20 protein-coding genes and 1 rRNA gene are annotated in these 19,629 nt (G+C 70.4%); 8 read left to right on the top strand and 13 right to left on the bottom strand.

Annotation, left to right across the window (positions count from 1 at the left end):
* Positions 1-10 precede the first annotated feature (10 nt).
* A 5S ribosomal RNA gene (gene rrf / locus QC385_RS03480) occupies positions 11-127 on the top strand.
* Positions 128-189: 62 nt separating this feature from the next.
* On the opposite strand, the gene QC385_RS03485 is transcribed toward rrf, so the two are convergent.
* The 4 genes from QC385_RS03485 to QC385_RS03500 are packed head-to-tail and all read right to left on the bottom strand — an operon-like array spanning position 190 to position 3,826.
* Positions 190-861, bottom strand: coding sequence for a response regulator transcription factor (locus QC385_RS03485; RefSeq protein ID WP_279539771.1), 672 nt, complete (start codon positions 859-861; stop codon positions 190-192).
* The gene (locus QC385_RS03490; protein ID WP_279539772.1) at positions 858-2,105 is read right to left on the bottom strand and encodes a sensor histidine kinase; all 1,248 of its coding nucleotides are present in this window, start codon (positions 2,103-2,105) and stop codon (positions 858-860) included. Before QC385_RS03490 ends, QC385_RS03485 begins: the two co-directional genes overlap by 4 nt.
* A 24-nt stretch (positions 2,106-2,129) precedes the next feature.
* A complete protein-coding gene (locus tag QC385_RS03495; protein ID WP_279539773.1) occupies positions 2,130-2,909 on the bottom strand; it encodes an ABC transporter permease in 780 nt (259 codons plus the stop codon).
* Positions 2,906-3,826, bottom strand: a complete 921-nt coding sequence (locus QC385_RS03500; RefSeq protein ID WP_279539774.1) for an ABC transporter ATP-binding protein — start codon at positions 3,824-3,826, stop codon at positions 2,906-2,908. Before QC385_RS03500 ends, QC385_RS03495 begins: the two co-directional genes overlap by 4 nt.
* Before the next feature lie 94 nt (positions 3,827-3,920).
* Here QC385_RS03500 and QC385_RS03505 point away from each other — a divergent pair, with 94 nt between their 5' ends.
* On the top strand, positions 3,921-4,484 hold the full coding sequence (locus tag QC385_RS03505) for a GNAT family N-acetyltransferase (protein ID WP_279539775.1): 564 nt from the start codon (positions 3,921-3,923) through the stop codon (positions 4,482-4,484).
* Here the strand turns inward: QC385_RS03505 and QC385_RS03510 are convergent.
* The 7 genes from QC385_RS03510 to QC385_RS03540 all read right to left on the bottom strand — a co-directional run bounded on the left by QC385_RS03510 (position 4,473) and on the right by QC385_RS03540 (position 11,769).
* On the bottom strand, positions 4,473-6,116 hold the full coding sequence (locus QC385_RS03510) for a type IV secretory system conjugative DNA transfer family protein (protein ID WP_279539776.1): 1,644 nt from the start codon (positions 6,114-6,116) through the stop codon (positions 4,473-4,475). The two genes, QC385_RS03505 and QC385_RS03510, sit on opposite strands and share 12 nt — an antisense overlap.
* An 11-nt stretch (positions 6,117-6,127) precedes the next feature.
* Complete coding sequence (locus tag QC385_RS03515) at positions 6,128-7,540, bottom strand: ATP-binding protein (RefSeq protein ID WP_279539777.1); 1,413 nt, start codon at positions 7,538-7,540, stop codon at positions 6,128-6,130.
* A gap of 5 nt (positions 7,541-7,545) precedes the next feature.
* Positions 7,546-9,102 (bottom strand): SCO6880 family protein, encoded by a 1,557-nt coding sequence (locus QC385_RS03520; protein ID WP_279539778.1) that lies wholly within the window; start codon positions 9,100-9,102, stop codon positions 7,546-7,548.
* On the bottom strand, positions 9,099-10,433 hold the full coding sequence (locus QC385_RS03525) for a hypothetical protein (RefSeq protein WP_279539779.1): 1,335 nt from the start codon (positions 10,431-10,433) through the stop codon (positions 9,099-9,101). Before QC385_RS03525 ends, QC385_RS03520 begins: the two co-directional genes overlap by 4 nt.
* Complete coding sequence (locus QC385_RS03530) at positions 10,423-11,250, bottom strand: hypothetical protein (protein WP_279539780.1); 828 nt, start codon at positions 11,248-11,250, stop codon at positions 10,423-10,425. The genes QC385_RS03525 and QC385_RS03530 overlap by 11 nt, the downstream gene beginning before the upstream one ends.
* Entirely contained in the window at positions 11,247-11,369 is a 123-nt protein-coding gene (locus QC385_RS03535) for a hypothetical protein (RefSeq protein ID WP_279539781.1), read from the bottom strand. The genes QC385_RS03530 and QC385_RS03535 overlap by 4 nt, the downstream gene beginning before the upstream one ends.
* A 91-nt stretch (positions 11,370-11,460) precedes the next feature.
* Positions 11,461-11,769 (bottom strand): hypothetical protein, encoded by a 309-nt coding sequence (locus QC385_RS03540; protein WP_003991275.1) that lies wholly within the window; start codon positions 11,767-11,769, stop codon positions 11,461-11,463.
* A gap of 697 nt (positions 11,770-12,466) precedes the next feature.
* On the opposite strand from QC385_RS03540, the gene QC385_RS03545 reads away from it, so the two are divergent.
* The 3 genes from QC385_RS03545 to QC385_RS03555 all read left to right on the top strand — a co-directional run bounded on the left by QC385_RS03545 (position 12,467) and on the right by QC385_RS03555 (position 15,336).
* A complete protein-coding gene (locus QC385_RS03545) occupies positions 12,467-13,213 on the top strand; it encodes a trypsin-like serine peptidase (RefSeq protein ID WP_279539782.1) in 747 nt (248 codons plus the stop codon).
* A gap of 156 nt (positions 13,214-13,369) precedes the next feature.
* Entirely contained in the window at positions 13,370-14,371 is a 1,002-nt protein-coding gene (locus QC385_RS03550) for a bifunctional lytic transglycosylase/C40 family peptidase (protein WP_279539783.1), read from the top strand.
* A gap of 245 nt (positions 14,372-14,616) precedes the next feature.
* Positions 14,617-15,336 carry a phosphatase PAP2 family protein gene (locus QC385_RS03555; protein ID WP_279539784.1) on the top strand — a complete coding sequence of 240 codons (720 nt, stop codon included), beginning with the start codon at positions 14,617-14,619 and terminating at the stop codon, positions 15,334-15,336.
* 48 nt (positions 15,337-15,384) lie between these two features.
* Here QC385_RS03555 and QC385_RS03560 read toward each other — a convergent pair whose 3' ends face one another.
* Positions 15,385-16,932 (bottom strand): FAD-binding oxidoreductase, encoded by a 1,548-nt coding sequence (locus QC385_RS03560; RefSeq protein ID WP_279539785.1) that lies wholly within the window; start codon positions 16,930-16,932, stop codon positions 15,385-15,387.
* Between the two features lie 393 nt (positions 16,933-17,325).
* Between QC385_RS03560 and QC385_RS03570 the strand changes: the two genes are divergently transcribed.
* Both QC385_RS03570 and QC385_RS03575 read left to right on the top strand, forming a co-directional pair.
* On the top strand, positions 17,326-18,162 hold the full coding sequence (locus QC385_RS03570) for a hypothetical protein (RefSeq protein WP_279539787.1): 837 nt from the start codon (positions 17,326-17,328) through the stop codon (positions 18,160-18,162).
* 91 nt (positions 18,163-18,253) lie between these two features.
* Positions 18,254-18,424 (top strand): hypothetical protein, encoded by a 171-nt coding sequence (locus tag QC385_RS03575; RefSeq protein WP_279540369.1) that lies wholly within the window; start codon positions 18,254-18,256, stop codon positions 18,422-18,424.
* 7 nt (positions 18,425-18,431) lie between these two features.
* On the opposite strand, the gene QC385_RS03580 is transcribed toward QC385_RS03575, so the two are convergent.
* On the bottom strand, positions 18,432-18,800 hold the full coding sequence (locus tag QC385_RS03580) for a metal-sensitive transcriptional regulator (protein WP_279539788.1): 369 nt from the start codon (positions 18,798-18,800) through the stop codon (positions 18,432-18,434).
* Between the two features lie 203 nt (positions 18,801-19,003).
* Between QC385_RS03580 and QC385_RS03585 the strand changes: the two genes are divergently transcribed.
* Positions 19,004-19,624, top strand: coding sequence for a DUF47 domain-containing protein (locus tag QC385_RS03585; RefSeq protein ID WP_059418711.1), 621 nt, complete (start codon positions 19,004-19,006; stop codon positions 19,622-19,624).
* The last annotated feature ends 5 nt before the right edge of the window (positions 19,625-19,629 follow it).

Genomic DNA, 19,629 nt, shown 5'->3' on the forward strand with positions numbered 1-19,629 from the left:
TTCATAGTGTTTCGGTGGTTATAGCGTAGGGGAAACGCCCGGTTACATTCCGAACCCGGAAGCTAAGCCTTACAGCGCCGATGGTACTGCAGGGGGGACCCTGTGGGAGAGTAGGACGCCGCCGAACAATTTTTGAGAAAGGCCCACACCTTATGGTGTGGGCCTTTTTTGTGCTTCCGTGAGGGTTTTTCACGACGGCTGGACCAGCTTCGTGTCGTACGCCAGGATCACCGCCTGAATGCGGTCGCGGGAACCGGTCTTCGCGAGGATGCGGCCCACGTGGGTCTTCACCGTCGACTCGGCCAGGTGGAGGCGTGTGGCTATCTCCGTGTTCGTCCAGCCCTTGCCGATGACCGTGAGGATTTCCCGTTCCCGGTCGGTGAGGGAAGCGAGGCGAGGGTCCTCGTGAGGTGCGGTTTCCGTCGTCGGGTCGGTCGGCAGGTGGTGGACGTAGGCGTCGAGGAGACGGCGGGTCAGGCTGGGGGCGACGACCGCGTCGCCGGTGGCCACCGCGCGGATGCCGGAGAGGAGTTCCTCGGGCTGGGCGTCCTTGACCAGGAAGCCGGAGGCGCCTGCGCGGAGGCCGGCGTAGGCGTACTCGTCCAGGTCGAAGGTGGTGACGATCAGGATGCGGGTGCGGTCGCCGGCGGCGGTGATGCGGCGGGTCGCCTCGATGCCGTCCAGGCCGGGCATGCGGATGTCCATGAGGACGACGTCGGGGTGCAGTTCTGCCGCCATGCGGACCGCTTCACTGCCGTTCGCCGCCTCGCCCACGACCGTCATGTCGTCCTGGCTCTCCAGGAGCATGCGGGAGCCGAAGCGTTGGAGGGGCTGGTCGTCGGCGATGAGGACCGTGGTCACTGCGGGGTTTCCTCCGGGAGGTGTAGGCGGACGCGCCAGCCCTGCTCGGGGTGCGGGCGGGGGCCAGCCTCAAGTGTGCCGCCGTACAGGGCGGTTCGCTCGCGCATTCCGGGTAGTCCACGACCGTCTCGGGACGGGCCGTCGCTTCGGCTGCCGTTGCCTGTGTCCGTGATCGTCGCTGTCACGGCTCCCTTGTCCTCGTACGACAGCTCTATCTTCGCGGTGGCGCCCGCGCCGGCGTGCTTGAGCGTGTTGGTGAGGGCTTCCTGGATGACGCGGTAGACGGTGAGCTGGCGGCCTGGGGGGAGGGTGGGGCTGCCGTGGGTGGTGGTGTGGACGGGGAGGCCTGCGGAGCGGACGCCGTCGAGGAGCTGGTCGAGGTCGGTGAGGCCGGGCTGGGGGGTCAGGTCGGCCTGGTCGTGCTGTTCGTCCTCCCGCATGACGTCCAGGAGGCGGCGGAGTTCGGTGAGGGCCTGGCGGCTGGTGGTGGCGATGGCGTCGAGGGCCTGGGCGGCGCGTTCCGGGGACTTGGCGGCCGCGTATCTGCCGCCGTCGGCGAGGCCGGTGATCACGGAGAGGTTGTGGCCGATGATGTCGTGCATCTCGCGGGCGATGCGGGCGCGTTCCGCGGCGGTGGCGAGTCGCGCCTGCTGGTCGCGTTCGGTCTCCAGGCGGCGGGCGCGGTCCTCCAGGGCCTCGGTGTAGTTGCGGCGGGTGCGGACCGTGATGCCGATGAGGACGGCCACGGTGACGGACATCAGCTGGGAACCGATCTGCTGGTCCCAGGTGCCCTCCCCGTGGCGGGCGACCGATACCAGGACCGGTGCGATCACCAAGCCCGTCGCCCACCACAGGTCGCGCAGGGGGCGGCGCAGGGCGATGTGGTAGACGACGGCGAGCTGGAGCAGGGCTGCCTGGAGGGCCGCGCCGGTCCAGGCGTTGACGAGGGCGAAGAGGGCCATGGCGGCGAGGACGGCCCGGGGGTGGGTGCGTCGCCAGAGAAGAGGCACCGAGAGACCGAGGCTCAGGGTGAGGAGGAGCCAGCCGGGGACGTCGAGGTTGTGGGCGTTGTGGCGCCAGCCGCGACCGACGTAGTCGATCAGGGCCGCTGTCACCCAGAAGCCGGTGATGTGCGCGTCCCACAGCAGGGGGTGGCGTCGGTCGAAGGCGCGCAGCCTGCGGGTGAGGCGGTGCGCGTACTCGGTGAGGGGCTCCTGCGCCCGGTCTTCCGTCACGGGGTTCATCGTGCGGGTTTCCGATGCCGCTTGTCAGACGTCTCGGCGTCGTAGGACCGCCGCGGCCATGGTGAGGGTCGCCGTCGTCCAAAGGATCATGGCGAGCAGGGCGGTGCCCGGGGAGGCCGTGCCGGGCAGGGGCTGGGCGGTGGTGAGGGTTTCCAGGGCCTTGCCGGGGAAGTAGCGGACGGCGTCGTCGACGATCTCGTACGGAAGCATGGCCAGGACCTCCGGGACGATCATGATGAGGCCGATGAAGGCGCCGATCGCCATCGGGACCGAGCGGACCAGGGCGCCGATGCCGAGGGCGAGGACGGCGAGGAGGGTAAGGCCGGCCGCGTTGCCGACGAGGGCGCGCAGGACGCCGGGATCGCCGAGGGCGGCGGACTGGTCGGTGCCGGCGAGGAAGGACTGGGCGAGGGGGAAGGTGACCAGGTTCGTCAGCAGGGTGAGGGGGAAGGCGATCGCGGCCAGGACGGCTGCCTTGGACCACAGGACGGGCAGGCGGCGTGGGACGGCGGTCATCGTGGCACGGATCTGGCCCGTGGAGTACTCGCCGGCCGTGGCGAGGATGCCCAGCACGCCGAGGTTGATCTGGGCGAACTGGGTGCCGAGTAGGACGAAGACGACCGTGTCCATGCCGCCTTCGCCGGTGCCGTCGTAGGCGGCGCCCAGGCCCGCGCCCATGGCGGCGGTGAGGGCGCTGGTGGCGATGAGGGTGATCCAGGTGGAGCGCAGGGTCCAGAGCTTGTGCCACTCGGAGCGCAGGACGCGGGCCGGGGTCACGCGGTAGGGGAGGGTCGCCGTGGTCATGCTGCCGCTCCTTCGAGGGTCGCCGTGTACTCCACCGCGTCGCGGGTGAGGTCCATGAAGGCCTCCTCCAAGGAGGCGGTGCCGGGTGTCAGTTCGTAGAGGGGGATGCCGTGGGCGGCTGCCGTGCGGCCGATGTGCTGGGCGTCCGCGCCGCGGACCTGGAGGGTGCCGGGGCTGTCGGTGGTGATGTCGACGCCGGGTGCGGTGAGCAGGCGTACGAGGTCGCAGGCCTGGGGGGTGACGATCTTGACGGTGCCCGCGCCGGAGTCGCGGACGAAGTCGGTGACCGTGGTGTCGGCGAGGAGGCGGCCGCGGCCGATGATGACCAGGTGCTCGGCGGTGAGGGCCATCTCGCTCATCAGGTGGGAGGAGACGAAGACCGTGCGGCCCTCGGCGGCGAGGGACTTGAGGAGGGTGCGGATCCACAGCACGCCCTCGGGATCGAGACCGTTGACGGGCTCGTCGAGGATGAGGGTGGCCGGGTCGCCGAGGAGGGCGGCGGCGATGCCGAGGCGCTGTCCCATGCCGAGGGAGAAGCCCTTGACGCGGCGGTGGGCGACGTCGGTCAGGCCGGTGAGACCGAGGACCTGTTCGACTCGTGCGCGGGGGATGCCGTGGGTGTGGGCCAGGGCGCGCAGGTGGTGGTAGGCGGTGCGGCCGGGGTGGACCGAGCGGGCCTCCAGCAGAGCGCCGACCTCCGTGAGGGGCGCGGGGTGGGCGGCGTAGGAGCGTCCGGCCACGGTGGCGTGGCCGCGGGTGGGGGCGTCGAGGCCGAGGATCATGCGCATGGTCGTGGACTTGCCGGCGCCGTTCGGGCCGAGGAAGCCGGTGACGGTGCCGGGGCGGACGGTGAAGGAGAGGTCGGTGACGACCGTCCGGTCGCCGTAGCGTTTGGTGAGTTCGTGTGCCGTCAGCATGCTTCGATGGTCGTGCGGGCGGGGGCGGCGGTCGTCGGACCGGCGGCGGTAATCGGGGTGAGGGGTGTCGTACCCGGGTACTACCGTTGCGGGCATGAGCTATGTGATCCGGTCCGTCCGTGCTGATGAGTGGGCCGCGGCGAAGGAGCTGCGGCTCGCGGCGCTGCGGGACCCGGTGGCGCACCTGGCCTTCCTGGAGACGTACGAGGAGGCCGTGGCCAGGCCGGACTCCTTCTGGCAGGAGCGGACGGCCGGCGCCGCCGAAGGGGCGGACGCGAGGCAGCAGATCATCGCCGAAGGGCCGGACGGGCAGTGGGTGGGGACGCTGACCGTGCTCGTGGAGGAGCCCGGGACGACGGACTGGGCCGGGTTTCCGGTGGAGCGGAAGCAGGGGCACGTGGTCGGCGTGTTCGTACGGCCCGAGGAGCGTGGGAGCGGGCTGACCGAGGTGCTGTTCGACGCGGCTCTGGAGTGGGCGTGGGGGCGGGGGCTGGAGCGGGTGCGGCTCATCGTGCACGAGGAGAACGGGCGGGCGCAGCGGTTCTATCGCCGGGCGGGGTTCCTGCCGAGCGGGCTGACCGTTCCTCTGGGGGACGCCCGGGAGTTGGAGTTCGTGCTCGAGCGGAGCTCGGCGGGGGTGCCCTTCTCAGACCGGTAGTTCGTCGTGCGGCCAGCGGGCGCGGCCCTGTTCGCGGGACCGGAGCAGGGCCAGGGTCGGCATGCCCCGGTCCGTACCGGTGGCCAGCAGCTCCGGGAGCTGCGGCAGCGGGGCCACGGCGGCGACGTCGTCCAGGACGAGCGTGAATGGTGGGTCGAGGCGACCGGAGGATGACCGTTCGGCCATGCGCCGGCCGCGCTCGACCACGCTGGAGACGAGGGCCGTCAGGAGGGGCATCGCGCCCGGATTCGTCCTGGGGTCCTCGATGGATTCACCCACCACATAAAGCGTGCCCCCTTCGTCGACGAAGGAATCCAGGGCGAGGGCATCATTTCGGTTGGGCGTGCAGGCCTCGCGGATGTTGACCGTGGAGAGGGCCGCGAGGGCACGGGTCGTCAGCTGCTGGGCCATGTCCCGGCGTTCGGGGTGGGCGGTGAGGGCGCCTTCGAGTTCGCCCGCGGAGCCTGGGGCGGCCTTGGGGTTGGTACGGAGGATCCGTACGGCGTCCTGGATCTGGTTGCCCTGGGACCAGCGGTGGACGTGGCGGATGGTGCGGCCGTCGATGGCGGCGGCGTGCAGGTAGCTCCGCAGGAGTGTCTCGGCCGTGTCGCTGAGGGCTTGATCGAGTTTGGCCGTGGGGCGGACGGGGGCGAGGAGGGCGGTCGCTCTTCCCGTGGCTGTGGCCTTGTCCTCACAGCCGGCTGTGGGCGACCAGTGGAGGCGAGCCGGGGTGGCGCAGAGGTGGGTGGGGTCGTAGAGGTGAGTGGGGCCCAGTTTGGCCCGGGCGTCTTTCGTGTCCTGCCAGAGGGCGGGGTTCGAGGTGACGACCAGGGCTGGGCCCTCCGCGTCGCGTACCGCCTGGGCGGCGGTGGTCTGGCGGGACTCCCTCGGGGCTACGAGGATCTTTTCCCAGCCGCCCACCCGTTCCCGGCCGAACAGGGAGACCGGGGGTGTGGGCGCGGCGGCCGGGGCCGGGGCGAGCGGCGCGGTCGGCTCCAGGATGTGCGTGGGCTCGGGGGCGGCGCGGCGGGGGGTGGGGACGTCGTGCTGCGCCGACGCGGCGGAGTCGTGGTGCGCCGGTGTCTGTGCGTCGTGCGGCGCGGGCGTGGGCGCCATGTGCCGGCCCGGTGTGGGGGCGCCGGGTTGCGCCGGGGCCGGCGCCCCGTGCTGCTCCGCCGCCGGCACCTCGTGCCGCGTCGGTGCCTCGTGCACGGCTCCTCCGGCGGACGCCGCGCGTTCCTCCGCGGCCGCCCGTTCCGCCCGGCGCCTCGCCCGGACCGCCCGCCACCGGGCCAGCGTGCCCATCACGAACACCGTCAGGACGACCAGGATCATCAACTGGCCGATGAACAGGCCCCAGAACAGGCCGTAGCCCGACAGTTCGCCGGGGGGTGTGTCGGGCCAGGCGCCGGGGATGTCGTGGGGCTGGGCGATGAGGCCGCGCATGGCCAGGGGCGTGCGGGCGAAGGTGACGCCGGACGGCCAGGAGCCGTGGGCGAACAGGGCGGCGAGGCCGGTGGCCGACCACACCAGCAGGGTCATGCCGAGGAGGAACGCGAGTATGCCGACCAGCAGGCCGTCGGGGATGCCTCCCTGGGTCTCGTGCCCGCTGCGGCGGTCGTCCGGTCTCACGCGTCCTCCCCCTACGCCACCGTCGATTCGGAGTCGCCCAGGCGGTGTTCCACGAAGGCCGCCGCCCGTTCCTCCGCCTCGAGTTCGGCGGCGTGCAGGGCGTCGTCCTCCGCGAGGTCGGCGGACGACTGGGTCATCGCGCGGTCGGTGAAGACCAGTGGGCGTTCGGTCTCCGTGACCAAGTGTTTGACGACCTGGACGTTGCCGTTGACGTCCCAGACGGCGATGCCGGGCGTGAGGGTCGGGATGATCTCCACGGCCCAGCGGGGGAGGCCCAGGACGCGGCCCGTCGCTCTCGCCTCGTCCGCCTTCTGGGCGTAGATCGTTCTCGTCGAGGCCATCTTCAGGATCGCCGCGGCCTCCTTCGCCGCCGCGCCGTCCACCACGTCGGACAGATGGTGGACGACCGCCACGAAGGACAGGCCCAGTCGCCGGCCGAACTTCAGCAGGCGCTGGAACAGCTGGGCCACGAAGGGGCTGTTGATGATGTGCCAGGCCTCCTCGACCAGGAAGATGCGCTTCTTCCGGTCGGGGCGGATCCAGGTGTGCTCCAGCCACACGCCGACGATCGCCATGAGGATGGGCATGGCGATGGAGTTGCGGTCGATGTGGGACAGGTCGAAGACGATGAGCGGGGCGTCCAGGTCGATGCCGACCGTGGTGGGGCCGTCGAACATGCCGCGCAGGTCACCGTCGACGAGACGGTCCAGCACCAGTGCCACGTCCAGGCCCCAGGCCCGTACGTCGTCTATGGCGACGTTCATCGCCTCGGCCGACTCGGGTTCGGGGTGGCGCAGCTGCTCGACGATGTCGGACAGGACCGGCTGGCGGTCGACGATGGTCGCGTTGACGTAGGCGTGCGCGACCTTCAGGGCGAAGCCGGAGCGTTCGTCCAGGCCGTGGCCCATCGCGACCTCGATGATCGTCCGGAGCAGCGCGAGCTGGCCCGTGGTCGTGATCGCCGGGTCGAGCGGGTTGAGGCGGATCCCCATGTCCAGGGCCGCCATCGGGTCCAGGCGGATGGGAGTTATGCCCAGCTCCTGGGCGACGAGGTTCCATTCACCCACCCCGTCCTCGCCCTGGGCGTCCAGGACGACGACCTGGCGGTCCTTGAAGCGGAGCTGGCGCAGGACGTACGTCTTCTCCAGCGCCGACTTGCCGTTGCCGGACTCGCCGAGGACCAGCCAGTGGGGGGCGGGGAGCTGCTGGCCGTAGAGCTGGAAGGGGTCGTAGATGTAGCCCTTTCCGGAGTACACCTCGCGGCCGATGATGACGCCGGAGTCGCCGAGGCCCGGGGCGGCCGTCGGCAGGTAGACCGCCTGGGCCTGGCCCGTGGACGTGCGCACCGGGAGCCGGGTCGTCTCGACCTTCCCGAAGAGGAAGGACGTGAAGGCGTCGGTGAGGACGGACAGCGGGTCCCGCATAGGTCCTACCTCCGAATGCCGGTGGCGAAGGGAAGGGTGTTCACGAAGGCGCGGTGGTGCTCGCGGTCGCACCACTCCAGCTTCAGGTACGACTTTCCCGCCGAGGCCCTTATCGTCCGCTTGTCGCGGGCGAGGGCCTCTGGGGAGCGGGAGGAGACGGTGATGTAGCCGACGAGGTTGACGCCGGCGGCGCCGCTGGCGAGGTCCTCGCCGCGCTGGTCGAGCCGGGAGTTCGCGGCCACGTCGCGCGGGTCGATGGTGCGGTTCATCTTGGCGGCGCGGGACGCCTCGGCCTCGTCGTTGGTCTTCTCGGTGAGCATGCGCTCGATGGCGACCTCGGTGGGTTCGAGGTCCATGGTGACGGCGACCGTGCGGATCACGTCCGGGGTGTGGACGAGCAGCGGGGCGAGGAAGTTGACGCCGACGGGGGTCATCGGCCATTCCTTCACCCAGGCCGTGGCGTGGCACCAGGGGGCGCGGGTGCTGGACTCGCGGGTCTTGGCCTGGAGGTAGGTGGGCTCCATGGCGTCCAGCTCGGCCGGCCAGGCATTACGTTTCGTCATCGCCTGGATGTGGTCGATGGGGTGGTCCGGGTCGTACATGGAGTGGATCAGCGAGGACAGTCTGCTCTGGCCGAGCGGCTGCCGTACGCGGATGTCGGCCTCCTGGAGGCGCGAGCAGATGTCGGTGAGCTCGCGGGCCATGACGACGGCGAGTCCGGCGTCCCGGTCGGCCTTGCCGCCGTGGGCGCGGGCGGCCCGGGCCATGGCGTTGGCCTCGGCGGCGAGGTCGCGGGTGTAGTGCATGCAGGCGACGAGGTAGGCGCGGTGCTGCTCGCTGCTGGTGGACACCATCGACTGGAGCTGCTCGTACGACTGCTGGAGCCACGGCGGTGCCTTGTCGTCCCCGCGCACGGCGACGTCCTTGGCGTGGGCGTCCGGGTCGGCGGGGAGGGTGCGGGCGAGCATCTGGAGGCGGGTGACGAAGCCGTCGCCGTTGGCCACGTGCTTGAGCAGCGTGCCGAAGCGGTCGACGAGGGCCTCCTGGTCCTCGCTGTCGCGCAGGCCGACGCCGGGGCCCTCGATTTCGATGGCGGCGGTGACGGTCTTGCGGTCGGCGTGCAGCAGGACGGCGATCTCGTCGGGGCCGAAGGGGGCGGAGAGCCAGGTGATCCGGCCGATGCCCGGGGGCGGTCCGACCTCGATCTCCCGGCCGTCGAGCCGCGTCCCGGCCTCGATGACGGAGGAGCGGTAGGCGGCTCCCTGCTTCAGGGTCCGCTTGTAGCTGCGGTTGATCTCGAACCACTTGTAGAACGTGCGGTGCTTGTACGGCACGTACACGGCGGCCAGCGCCAGCATCGGGAACCCGGCGAGCAGCACGATGCGCAGGGACAGCACGGGGACGAGGAGCCCGCACATCATGCCGAGGAACGCGCCCACGACGATCAGGGCGATCTCGCCGGTCTCGCGGTTGCGGCCGATGATCGCGTTCGGCCGGGCGCGGCCGATCAGATATGTACGGCGGGGCGTGACCGGATGGGACACGTGGGACTCGGTCGTCAACGCCCTTCACCTCCCGTGCGATTGGTACTGCTGTTGCGGGTGCTGCTGGCGTGGGGAGTGTTGACGGGGCTGCTCGAACGGGGTGCGGGTGCGGCGGAGGGGACAGATCCACCGCCGCCGTTCGAGGTGCGCGAGCTGTGCGCGGCGACTCCGCCGGAGGCGGGGTTGCTGGGGCGGGGGGCGGAGGACTGGCTGCCTCCGCCGTTGTTGTCGGCGCGGGAGCTGTGGGTCTTGATGCCCTGCGCGACCAGGGAGGCCGGGGAGCTGATGACGGCCGCGGCCTTGCCTTCGGCGCCCTGCATGAGGCGGTTGTTGCGGGAGCCGGCGATCTCGTCGCCGAAGCCGGGGACGAAGCGGTAGATCATCGCGCTGGCGAAGATGGCGAGCAGGATGATGGCGAGGCCGGAGACGACGGCGGAGAAGGCGTCGGGTCCGTCGTCGGCGGAGAGCGCGCCGGCGAGGCCGAGCACGATGACGATCACCGGCTTGACCAGGATCACGGCGATCATGATGCCGGCCCAGCGGCGGACGTGGCCCCACAGGTTCTTGTCGACGAGGCCGGCGTAGACGACGGTGCCGAGGAGGGCGCCGACGTAGAGCAGGGCGGCGCGGATGACGAGCTCCAGCCACAGCACGCCGGCGGCGAGGATGCTGACCAGGGAGACGACGATCAGCATGATCGGGCCGCCGCCGATGTCCTCGCCCTTCTTGAGGGCCTCGGAGAACGTGCCGAAGAAGGCGTCGGTCTGGTCGCCGGTGGCTTTGGCGAGGACCTCGGTGATGCCGTCGGTGGCCGATACGACCGTGTAGAGGATCAGCGGGGTGAAGGCGGAGGCCAGCACGGTCAGCCAGAGGAAGCCGATGGCTTCTGAGATGGCAGTGGTGACGGGGACGCCGCGGACGGCTCGCTTGGCGACGGCCAGGACCCAGAGCAGGAGCGTGAGGATCGTCGACGCGGCGAAGACGACGGCGTACTGCTGGAGGAACTTGGGGTTGGTGAAGTCGACGTTCGCCGTGTCCTTCACGGCCTCGCTGAGCTTGCCGACGGTCCAGGAGGCGGCGTCGGCACAGCCCTTGGCGAGGGAGGAGAGGGGGTCGAGGGTGGAGGTGGGGTCGAGGCGGGAGGTGCCGCCGCCGGAGCCGCCGCCACTGCCGGTGTCGCCTTCGCAGATCTCCCGGGCCCTGCCGGAGAGCAGGGAGCAGTTGTCGTTGCTGGGTGTGGGCGACGGCGTGGGGGCGGCGACCGCCCGCCCGGCGAACAGGACGACGGCGGTCTGTACGGCTGTGAGGGTCGCGGCGAGCTTGGCTGCGCGGCGCGGGCTACCGGGCATACGTGAACCCTCCGAACTCCTCGACGGCCTTGGAGATGTCGTCCGACGTCGACACCCTGTTGTCGCCGTTGACCGGCGCGGGGCCTTCCTTCTGGGAGAAGCTGTCGACCTTCCAGTCACCGTCGGTCCAGCGCAACTGGAGGGTCATGGTGAACCAGTCGTTGGTGACCGGGTTCTCCGACCTCTCCCCCGTCATCCCGTAGACACCTGTGCACCAGACCTCGACGGTGGCGGTGCCGCCTCCGTAGTCGGTGACCTTGGTGCCGACCGGCGTGGTGCGGGAGACGTAGGTGCTGCCCTTCGGCGCGTTGCCGTCCTGGTCCAGGCCGACCTTGTCCAGGAACGCCTTGTCGTACACCCGGTCGAGGTTTCTCTCCAGCTCGGAGACTCTCCCGGCGTCGAACACCTGACGGACGATCTCGGGGCGCCGAGCGGGCTTGAGGATGTCGGCCGAGACGAGCACCACCGCGTAGTTCGCCGCCGCGCTCTCCGCGCCCTCCTGGTCCTGGGCGAAGCCCGACGGGATACCGGCGGCCGACTTGGACTCGACGGGGCGTTGGCCGGAAGGAGCCGTGGCTGCTGTTTCCGGTTTGGTGCCGGCGTCGTCCGACGAGGAGGAATCGTCCCCACCCCGATTCGCGAAGGCGATTGCCGCGATGAGGAGGACGACTACGCCGACCACCGTGACCAGGCTGCGGGACGACGAGCGGCGGCGGGGGGTGCCGTAGGGGTCGGCTCCGTTGTCGGGCAGGCGGGTGCGGGTCTGGCCCGTGCCGCCGTAGCCGCCGGAGGCCTCGTGCTCGTCACCGAGACTCATGCCGCGTACGCCCCCTCGACGTCGTGCGGAAACACCTCGTACCGGTCGTACTGTCCGTACTCCTCGTACGACGGTAGCCGTGCTGGTTCCCGCGCGGGCGCGGTGTGGTGACTCGACATCAGGGAAACGCAACCTTCGCCGGTGGGCACGACGGGCGGGTGGGGTGGAGGGGGAGCCGGGCGTGCCCGGCCGGGGCGGGTGGGGCCCGGCCTACACGGCCATGCCGTAGACGATGGTGAAGAGCGTGCCGAGTGAGCCGATGATGAACACGCCCGTCAGGCCCGCGATGATGAGGCCCTTGCCCTGCTCCGCGCTGAAGGTGTCCCGCAGGGCGGTGGCACCGATGCGCTGCTTGGCGGCGCCCCAGATGGCGATGCCGAGGCAGAGCAGGATGGCGACCGCCATCACGACCTCGATCATCACCTTGGCCTCGTTGCCCAGGCTGCCGAAGGGGCCCCAGTCCGGAGCGATCCCGCCGATGATGGTGTTGATGTCTCCCTTATCGGCCGCAAAGAGCATGTAAGTCACCGCCCCTGTTGGGTAGTTCCGCACCCTCTGCGGTCGTGCAGAGGTCAGGCCTCATTGTCGCCGACGATGACGCTGTCGGATGTCGACTTGGCGTCATTGAGTGGCGGGTTTCGTACGAATACCTTGCCACCGTTCCGCGCCGGCCCCTAAGGGAGGCGACGGACGATGCACAAAGGATCGTATGGTCACTCTGTGTATCACGGCAGGTCACGCCGGGCAATGAGGCCTGAGCGAAACCTGTCGTGTGGTTCCGTCGTTGTGCCCTTCTACGACCTGCGTCACCTTTTCGGACCGTTTCTGACGGTCGGTCGGGTGAGCGGTCGACCCGGCGTTCTCCGGGTGAAGGCTACCTGGCGCGGGGAACGGGCCGCGGCTGGGTTGCCGCGGCCCGTTCGTCCCGCGTTTCTTCCGTGACGGTCTGTCACGACCGTGAGGGGCCAGCCGTGAAGGCGACTCCATTCGGGGTGCCCCAGCCGGTCGGTCCTGCATATCCCGTTCGGGCGGCGCGGAAGCAGCCGGTGGGGCAGGTGCCGTTGCCGCCGCCGGTGACGCCGTTCAGGCGGAGGTGTTCGCGTAGGGGAACTGCGCCGGGCAGGAGCCGCTGGACGGGGGGCCCGCCAGGGCGTAGGCGCCCGTGATGGTCGGGCGTCTGACGCTTCTCTCACCTTCGTCCGACACAGTGGCGCGGATGAAGCGCGTCCTCTCCATCGCCGTGGTTCTCGTGGCCCTCACCTCCGCGTCCACCGCGGTGGCCGACGACGGCGCCGGGCCCTTCGGGGTGACCTTCACCGCGGGGGCGGGTGCGGGGAGCGGGCGGGTCGGGGTGCTCGTCCCCGCCGAGCGGGCGACTCGGCCGGGCGGCGGGCACTTCTGTACCGCGTCCGTCGTGCGTGCTCCGTACCGGAATCTGCTCGTCACCGCCGCGCATTGCCTGGACGGGCGCGGGGAGCTCGTGTTCGTGCCCGGGTACCGGGACGGCCGCGCGCCGTACGGGGTGTGGAAGGTGAAGCGGCGGTTCATGCCCCGGGGGTGGATCGAAGGGCGGCGGGAGGACAGTGACGTGGCGTTCGCCGTGGTCGCGCCGCGGGGCGGAGAGGAGGTCGAGGACGTCGAGGACGTCGTGGGTGGCTACCGGTTCGTCACCGGTGCGGCGACGGGGGCGACGGCCGTGACCCTCACCGGATATCCCGACTCCCGCGAGACGCCCGTCAGCTGTACCAACAAGCCGACCGCGCACAGTCCCACCCAGCAGCGCATCGCGTGCCCCGGGTTCACCGGCGGCACCAGCGGAAGCCCCTGGGTGAACGGGGACGGGCAGGTCGTGGGGATTCTCGGCGGCCATGAAGACGGCGGGTCGACCCCCGATGTGTCCTACAGCGTGGTGTTCGGTGCGCAGGCGGGGCGGCTGTACCGGGAGGCGGCGGGCGACCCGTGACGGGCCGTGCGCCGGTTGCCCCCCGCCGTGCCGACCCGTGCTCTTGGGTGTTCCCCTTTCCGCCCCGACTCTCCTCCCCGTGATCATTCCGGCGCACGGCGGCCGCCTCTACACTGACCAGGCGACGGACTCCTGGCCGGCGAGGGGCGGTTGACGGTGCGTAAGGCATGGATCGTGGCGAGTGTTGCGATCAGCTCCGCCCTGGCCTTCGTGATGCTGCTCGTCGTCGGGGTCTACATCGTCGCCGGGAACCTGGCCAACGGGGTCGGCGGCGGGGCGAAAGCCCTCGCCAAGGGGGCGGTGCCCGCCGCGTACTCGGACCTCGTGCAGAAGTGGGGCAACCTCTGCCCCGCCATCAGCCCGGCCCTGCTCGCCGCCCAGCTCTACCAGGAGAGCGGCTTCAACCCGAGGGCCCAGAGCCACGCCGCCGCCCAGGGGATAGCGCAGTTCATTCCCGGTACGTGGGCCACGCACGGCATCGACGGCGACGGCGACGGGGACCGGGACGTATGGGACCCGAAGGACGCGATTCCCTCCGCCGCGTCGTACGACTGCGAACTCGCGTCGTACGTGAAGAAGGTTGGCGGGAATCCGACCGAGAACATGCTGGCCGCGTACAACGCGGGGGCGTACGCGGTGATCAAGTACGGGGGCGTGCCGCCGTACAGCGAGACGCGGAACTACGTGAAGAGGATCACGTCGCTCTCCGAGAGCTTCGCGGCACCCGTCGGGCGGGTCGACCCCTCCGAGCAGGCCGCCGGCGCCATCGAGTACGCGCAGAAGAAGCTCGGCACGCCCTACCTGTGGGGCGGCACCGGCACCGTTGAGCAGGGCGGACGGTTCGACTGCTCGGGACTGACCCAGGCCGCCTACGAGACGGTGGGCATCAAGCTGCCGCGCGTCGCCAACGACCAGTACAACGCGGGGCCGCACCCCGCTCGGGACGAACTGCTCCCGGGTGACCTCGTGTTCTTCTCGGACGACCTCACCAATTCGCGTGCCATCCGGCATGTCGGCATTTATGTCGGAGGCGGGTACATGATCGACGCGCCGCGAACGGGTGCGGTGATCCGGTTCGACCCGATCGACACCCCCGACTACTTCGGGGCCACCCGGGTGACCGAAGATGGCGCGAAAGCACTGCCCACGACGGTGTGAGCTGAGTGTGAACCCGCCCCCTGAGCTGCGAAGACGTGTCTCTCTTCGATAACGTCTGCGTGATCATTCGGTGGAGTGTGGAACGTATCAGCGGGGACCATGCGTTCCTGGTGACGTAGCCGAGCGGACGTGAGTCGGCACGTGTCACGCACGCGTGCAGCGGAAGCGGATCTACAACCACGGGGGTGGCAGGAGCGGCGCACACACAGGTGCGCCGGGAGAGACGATGAAGGGGCCGCAGCATCATGGCTGGACTCGCCGAATCCGGGTCGAACCCCGACGTCGACCTGCTCTATGACATCAATGGCCTGGCCAAGGACGCGCCGCCGTGGTTCGACCGGGTCATGGAGTTCGTGGGCGAGTACGGGTTGTTGCTCGCCATCGTCCTGCTCGTGCTCTGGTGCTGGTGGTCCGTGCGGCGCCGGGGCGAGGAGGACGCGGCGTCCTCCGTCGCGGCGCTGGTCTGGGCGCCGCTCGCGGCGGGGATCGCCGTGCTGGTCAACGTGCCGATACGGGGCTTCGTGGAACGGCCCCGGCCGTTCCTGGACCACCAGGGGCTCGAGGTGCTCGTCAGCGGCAAGACCGACTACTCGTTCGTGAGCGACCACGCGACGATCGTCATGGCGATGGCGGTCGGGCTGTTCGTCGCGAACCGGAGGTTCGGGCTGGTCGCGTTGGTGCTGGCCGTGTTCGGCGGGTTCATTCGCGTCTACATGGGAGTGCATTACCCGACCGATGTGGTGGGCGGGTTCGCGCTGGGGACGGCTGTGGCGTTGCTGTTGTCGCCGGTGGCGATGGCGCTGTTGACGCCGGTCACCCGGGCGATCGAGCGGTCGCCTCGGGTGGGGTGGCTTGTGCGGGGGCGTGGACGCGGGGTCGGTGGCGACGGGGCGGACGCCGTGGTCTCCGGGGCTCGGAGCGAGCGGGCCGGGGCCGGGGCGTCCGAGCGGGACCTCGCTGCGTAGTTCTCGGCGTTGGGGCTGAGGGCGGGGGCTTCCGCGGCCCAGCGGGTCCTAGAGCGCCTGCGGGTACGTGAAGAAGCGGGTCGGGTCGTATTGCTTCTTCAGTTTTGTCAGGCGGGTTGCCGCGTCGCCGTAGTACGCCTTGCGCCAGTCGGTCAGGGTCGGGTCCGTGTAGTTCTGGTAGGCCGCGCCTGAGGCGTGGGGGCGCATGGACTTGTGGGCCGAGGTGAGCCAGGAGCGGGCCGTGGAGCCCGTCGTGCCCGGGCGCCAGGAGGCGATGTACTGGGCCAGCATGCGGGATCGGCGGTGGACGAAGGCCGTGGAGGTCGGGGAGACACGGTTCACCGCTCCGCCCAGGGCGGTGAGCGCGATGCTGCCCGTGCCGCCGCGTACCGACCCGATCTGGGACAGCAGCGTGCGGATACCGGCCGCGGACAGGGAGCGGTCGAAGAAGTCCGACGCCGCGGCGTACGTCTCGCGGCCCAGCGCGCCCTTCGGGGAGCGGCCCGGAGTCGAGCCGGGCAGATGGCACTGGGCGTCCGTCGGGAACGAGGAGCAGCCGGCGTAGACCTCCATCGACTCCTCGTACGAGCGGCGCCGCAGGGAGACGTTGCTCGCCGGGGCGCCGACGCGGTCGGCGAGGCGGTCGACCGCGTTCTGGAGTTCGCCGTAGGTGCCGAGGGAGAAGGCCGCGACGGAGACGGTCGGCCTGCCGCCGGCGGCGCTCGCCAGGTGGAGGGACGACCAGATCTCGTCCGGCTGGGACGGGCCCCACTCCTGCCAGGCCTTCACCACCGCGGCCGCCTTCGACCAGGGCCAGGACATGTATGCCGAGACGCCCTGCGGGGCCGGGTGGGTCTTGAAGTGCAGTTCCGTCACCACGCCGAAGTTGCCGTTGCCGGCGCCGCGCAGGGCCCAGAAGAGGTCCTTGTGCTCGCGGGCGTCGGCGGTGAGCTGCTTGCCGTCCGCCGTGATCAGCGTGGCCCGGGTGAGGCTGTCGCAGGTCAGGCCGTAGGCGCGGGAGACCACGCCGTGTCCGCCGCCGAGGGTGAGGCCGGAGACGCCGACGGTGGGGCAGGAGCCGGCGGGGATCGTGACGCCCTTCGCGGCCAGCGCGCGGTAGACGTCGATGAGTTTGGCGCCGGCGCCGATCACCGCGGTGTCGCCGGAGGCCCGGACGCGGTTGAGTTTCGAGACGTCGATGATCAGGCGGCCGTCGCCGGAGGACCAGCCGGCGTAGGAGTGGCCGCCGTTGCGGATCGCCACGCGCAGGGCGTGGGCGCGGGCGTAGGCCAGGGCGGTGCGGATGTCGTCCTGGTGGGACACGTACGCGACCGCGGCGGGCTTGAGGGTGTCGAAACGGGTGTTGTAGAGCTGCCGGGCCGTCGCCCAGGCGGTGTCGCCCGGGCGGACGAGGGGGCCGTCGAGGTCGCGGGCGAGGGCGGACCAGTTGGCGGCGGTGACGGTTCTCGTGGTGGCGGCGTGCGTGGTGGTCGTGGCCCTGGAGCGGGTGTCCGAATGCGTGCAGGCGGTGGTGAGGGGGGTCGCGGCCGCGGCGATGCCCGCCGTGCCGACCGCGAGGAATGTGCGCCGTTCCATGGGGCCTCCCGGTGGTTCCGTCGTGGGAGACGGGGTGGTGGGGGTGAGGGTTCCATGGGGACGGCGTCGACGCAGCACTACCGCGTCAGCCGGCCACGTGTCTTTCCGCGTCCGTGCGCGCCTGGCTTCTCGCTCTTCTGGCCGGGCCGCGCCAGCCGCAGGTGCAGTGGGCCATGCAGAAGTGGCCCTTCTCCTTTGTCGTCGTGCGGTGTTCGGGGAGGTTGGGGGGAGCCTCCAGCCCGTCCTGCTGCGCCACGACGACCACGTTACCCAGCGCGGGTAAAGGCTTCGTATGCCGGCTCCCGCGGCTCGCGTGACGGGGGCACATACCGGTCGTTAACCGGAACAACAAGGGGGCCCGTGACGGACGTACCGGCTGGGGGTAGGCAGGCGATGACTGGGCGGCAGCGGGAACGACGGCACAGGCGGACGGGTGCGGCGGTCGTCGCGGCCGGGGTCATGGCCGGGGTGGGGCTGGGAGCCGGCGGGTGCGCGGGCGGTGACGCGGTGGCCGGGGACGCGGTCGTCGAGCTGCACCGGGCCGCGGACCGGCTGGTGGAGGCGGGGAGTTCGAAGGCCCGTACGTCGATGGAGATGGCCGCCGGCGGGACCCGGGTGACCATCCGGGGCGCGGGGGTCTACGACTACCGGAAGCGGATGGGGCGGCTGAGGGTGCTGCTGCCGCAGGATCCCGCGGGCGCCACCGGGCGCCGGCCCATCACCGAACTGCTCGCGCCGGGAGCGCTCTTCATGAAGAACCGGGGCGCCGGTGTGCCCCCGGACAAGTGGGTGCGGGTGGACATCCGGACCTTGTCCGACGGGAACCTCGTCACCGGCGGGGCCACCGATCCGTTCGCGGCGGCCGAGGTGCTGCGCGGGACGCGGTCGGCGAAGTTCGTGGGCAGGACCGAGGTCGCGGGCACCGGCGTGCGGCACTACCGGGGGACGGCGGATCTCGGCGCTGCCGCGAAGAAGGCCTCCGAGGGCAACAAGGAGGCTTTGAAGGCGGCGGCGAAAGGGTTCGCCACCGCCGAAGTGCCGTTCGACGTCTACCTCGACGACGAGGGGCGGATCCGCAAGGTCCGGCACCGGTTCAGCTTCGTGGGCGGGCAGCAGAAGAGCCCCGTGGCCGTCGCCTCGGTCACGTTGCTCTACGATTTCGGGGCCCCGGCGCGCGTACGGCTGCCGGATGCCGACGACATCTACGCGGGCAAGATCGCCGAGGAGTGACCGGCGTGAACTAGCCCGTCCGTGCCATGCGCGGTGTGTATGCCGCTCCCTACTCTAGGAAGTCGGTAACGGCAGAGATGAGGTGATGCACGTGGCTCCGGTCGGCGGTACGGCAGTTCAGGACCACGTGGCCCTCGCCGAGATCGAGCTGTGCGGAGAGCTGATCATCGCGGCCTCGGCCGCCGACGAGGACCGGCTCAGCCTGGAGAGCATCGACGAGGTGCTGAAAGTGGCCGAGGAGCGGGGCGCCCGCGCGGACTGAGCCCGGCTCACGTCCGCAGCATGCGGGCGATCGCCTGGGTCGCCTCCTTCACCTTCGCGTCGATCTCGTCACCGCCCTTGCCGGCGGCGTCGGCCACGCAGTGGCGCAGGTGCTCCTCCAGCAGTTGCAGGGCGAAGGACTGAAGGGCCTTGGTGGAGGCGGAGACCTGGGTGAGTATGTCGATGCAGTAGACGTCCTCGTCGACCATCCGCTGGAGGCCGCGGATCTGGCCCTCGATGCGGCGCAGGCGCTTGAGGTGCTCGTCCTTCTGCTTGTGGTACCCGTGCACGCCACGGTCGTGGTCGGTCACGACATCCGCTCCGGCGGTGACATCCGCGACATCCCCGGCATTCGTAACGTCGGTCACGTCCGTCATCGCGTCCTCCTGGTGGGCTGTGAGCCGACAGATACCCCTACTGGGTATATGGTATCGAACTTTGCTGGGTATACGGCCCTTGGACCGCCCCCGTGCTCATCACTGTGCCCGATGGGCGACACTGGTGGGCGGCCCGATAGCCGTGGCCGGATGATGCGCCTAGCATCAGCCTGACCGAAACCCAAGCAAGCCGAGGACCCCACGTGCGCTTTCGTCTGACCCCCAGGGAGACGAGCTTCTACGACATGTTCGCCGCCTCCGCGGACAACATCGTCACGGGCTCGAAACTCCTCATGGAACTGCTCGGGGCGGACGCTTCCGCCCGGGCCGAGATCGCAGAGCGTATGCGGGCAGCGGAACACGCAGGTGACGACGCCACGCACGCGATCTTCCACCAGCTGAACTCCTCGTTCATCACGCCGTTCGACCGCGAGGACATCTACTCCCTCGCGTCGTCCCTCGACGACATCATGGACTTCATGGAGGAGGCCGTCGACCTGGTCGTCCTCTACAACGTCGAGGAACTGCCCAAGGGCGTCGACCAGCAGATCGAGGTACTGGCGCGCGCGGCCGAACTGACGGCCGAGGCGATGCCGCACCTGCGGACGATGGAGAACCTCACCGAGTACTGGATCGAGGTCAACCGGCTGGAGAACCAGGCCGACCAGATCCACCGCAAGCTGCTCGCGCACCTCTTCAACGGCAAGTACGACGCCATGGAGGTCCTCAAGCTGAAGCAGATCGTGGACGTGCTGGAGGAAGCGGCGGACGCGTTCGAGCACGTGGCGAACACGGTGGAGACCATCGCCGTCAAGGAGTCCTGACCTCT

Source organism: Streptomyces sp. DH10, from assembly GCF_029813805.1.
Classification (GTDB): domain Bacteria; phylum Actinomycetota; class Actinomycetes; order Streptomycetales; family Streptomycetaceae; genus Streptomyces; species Streptomyces coeruleofuscus.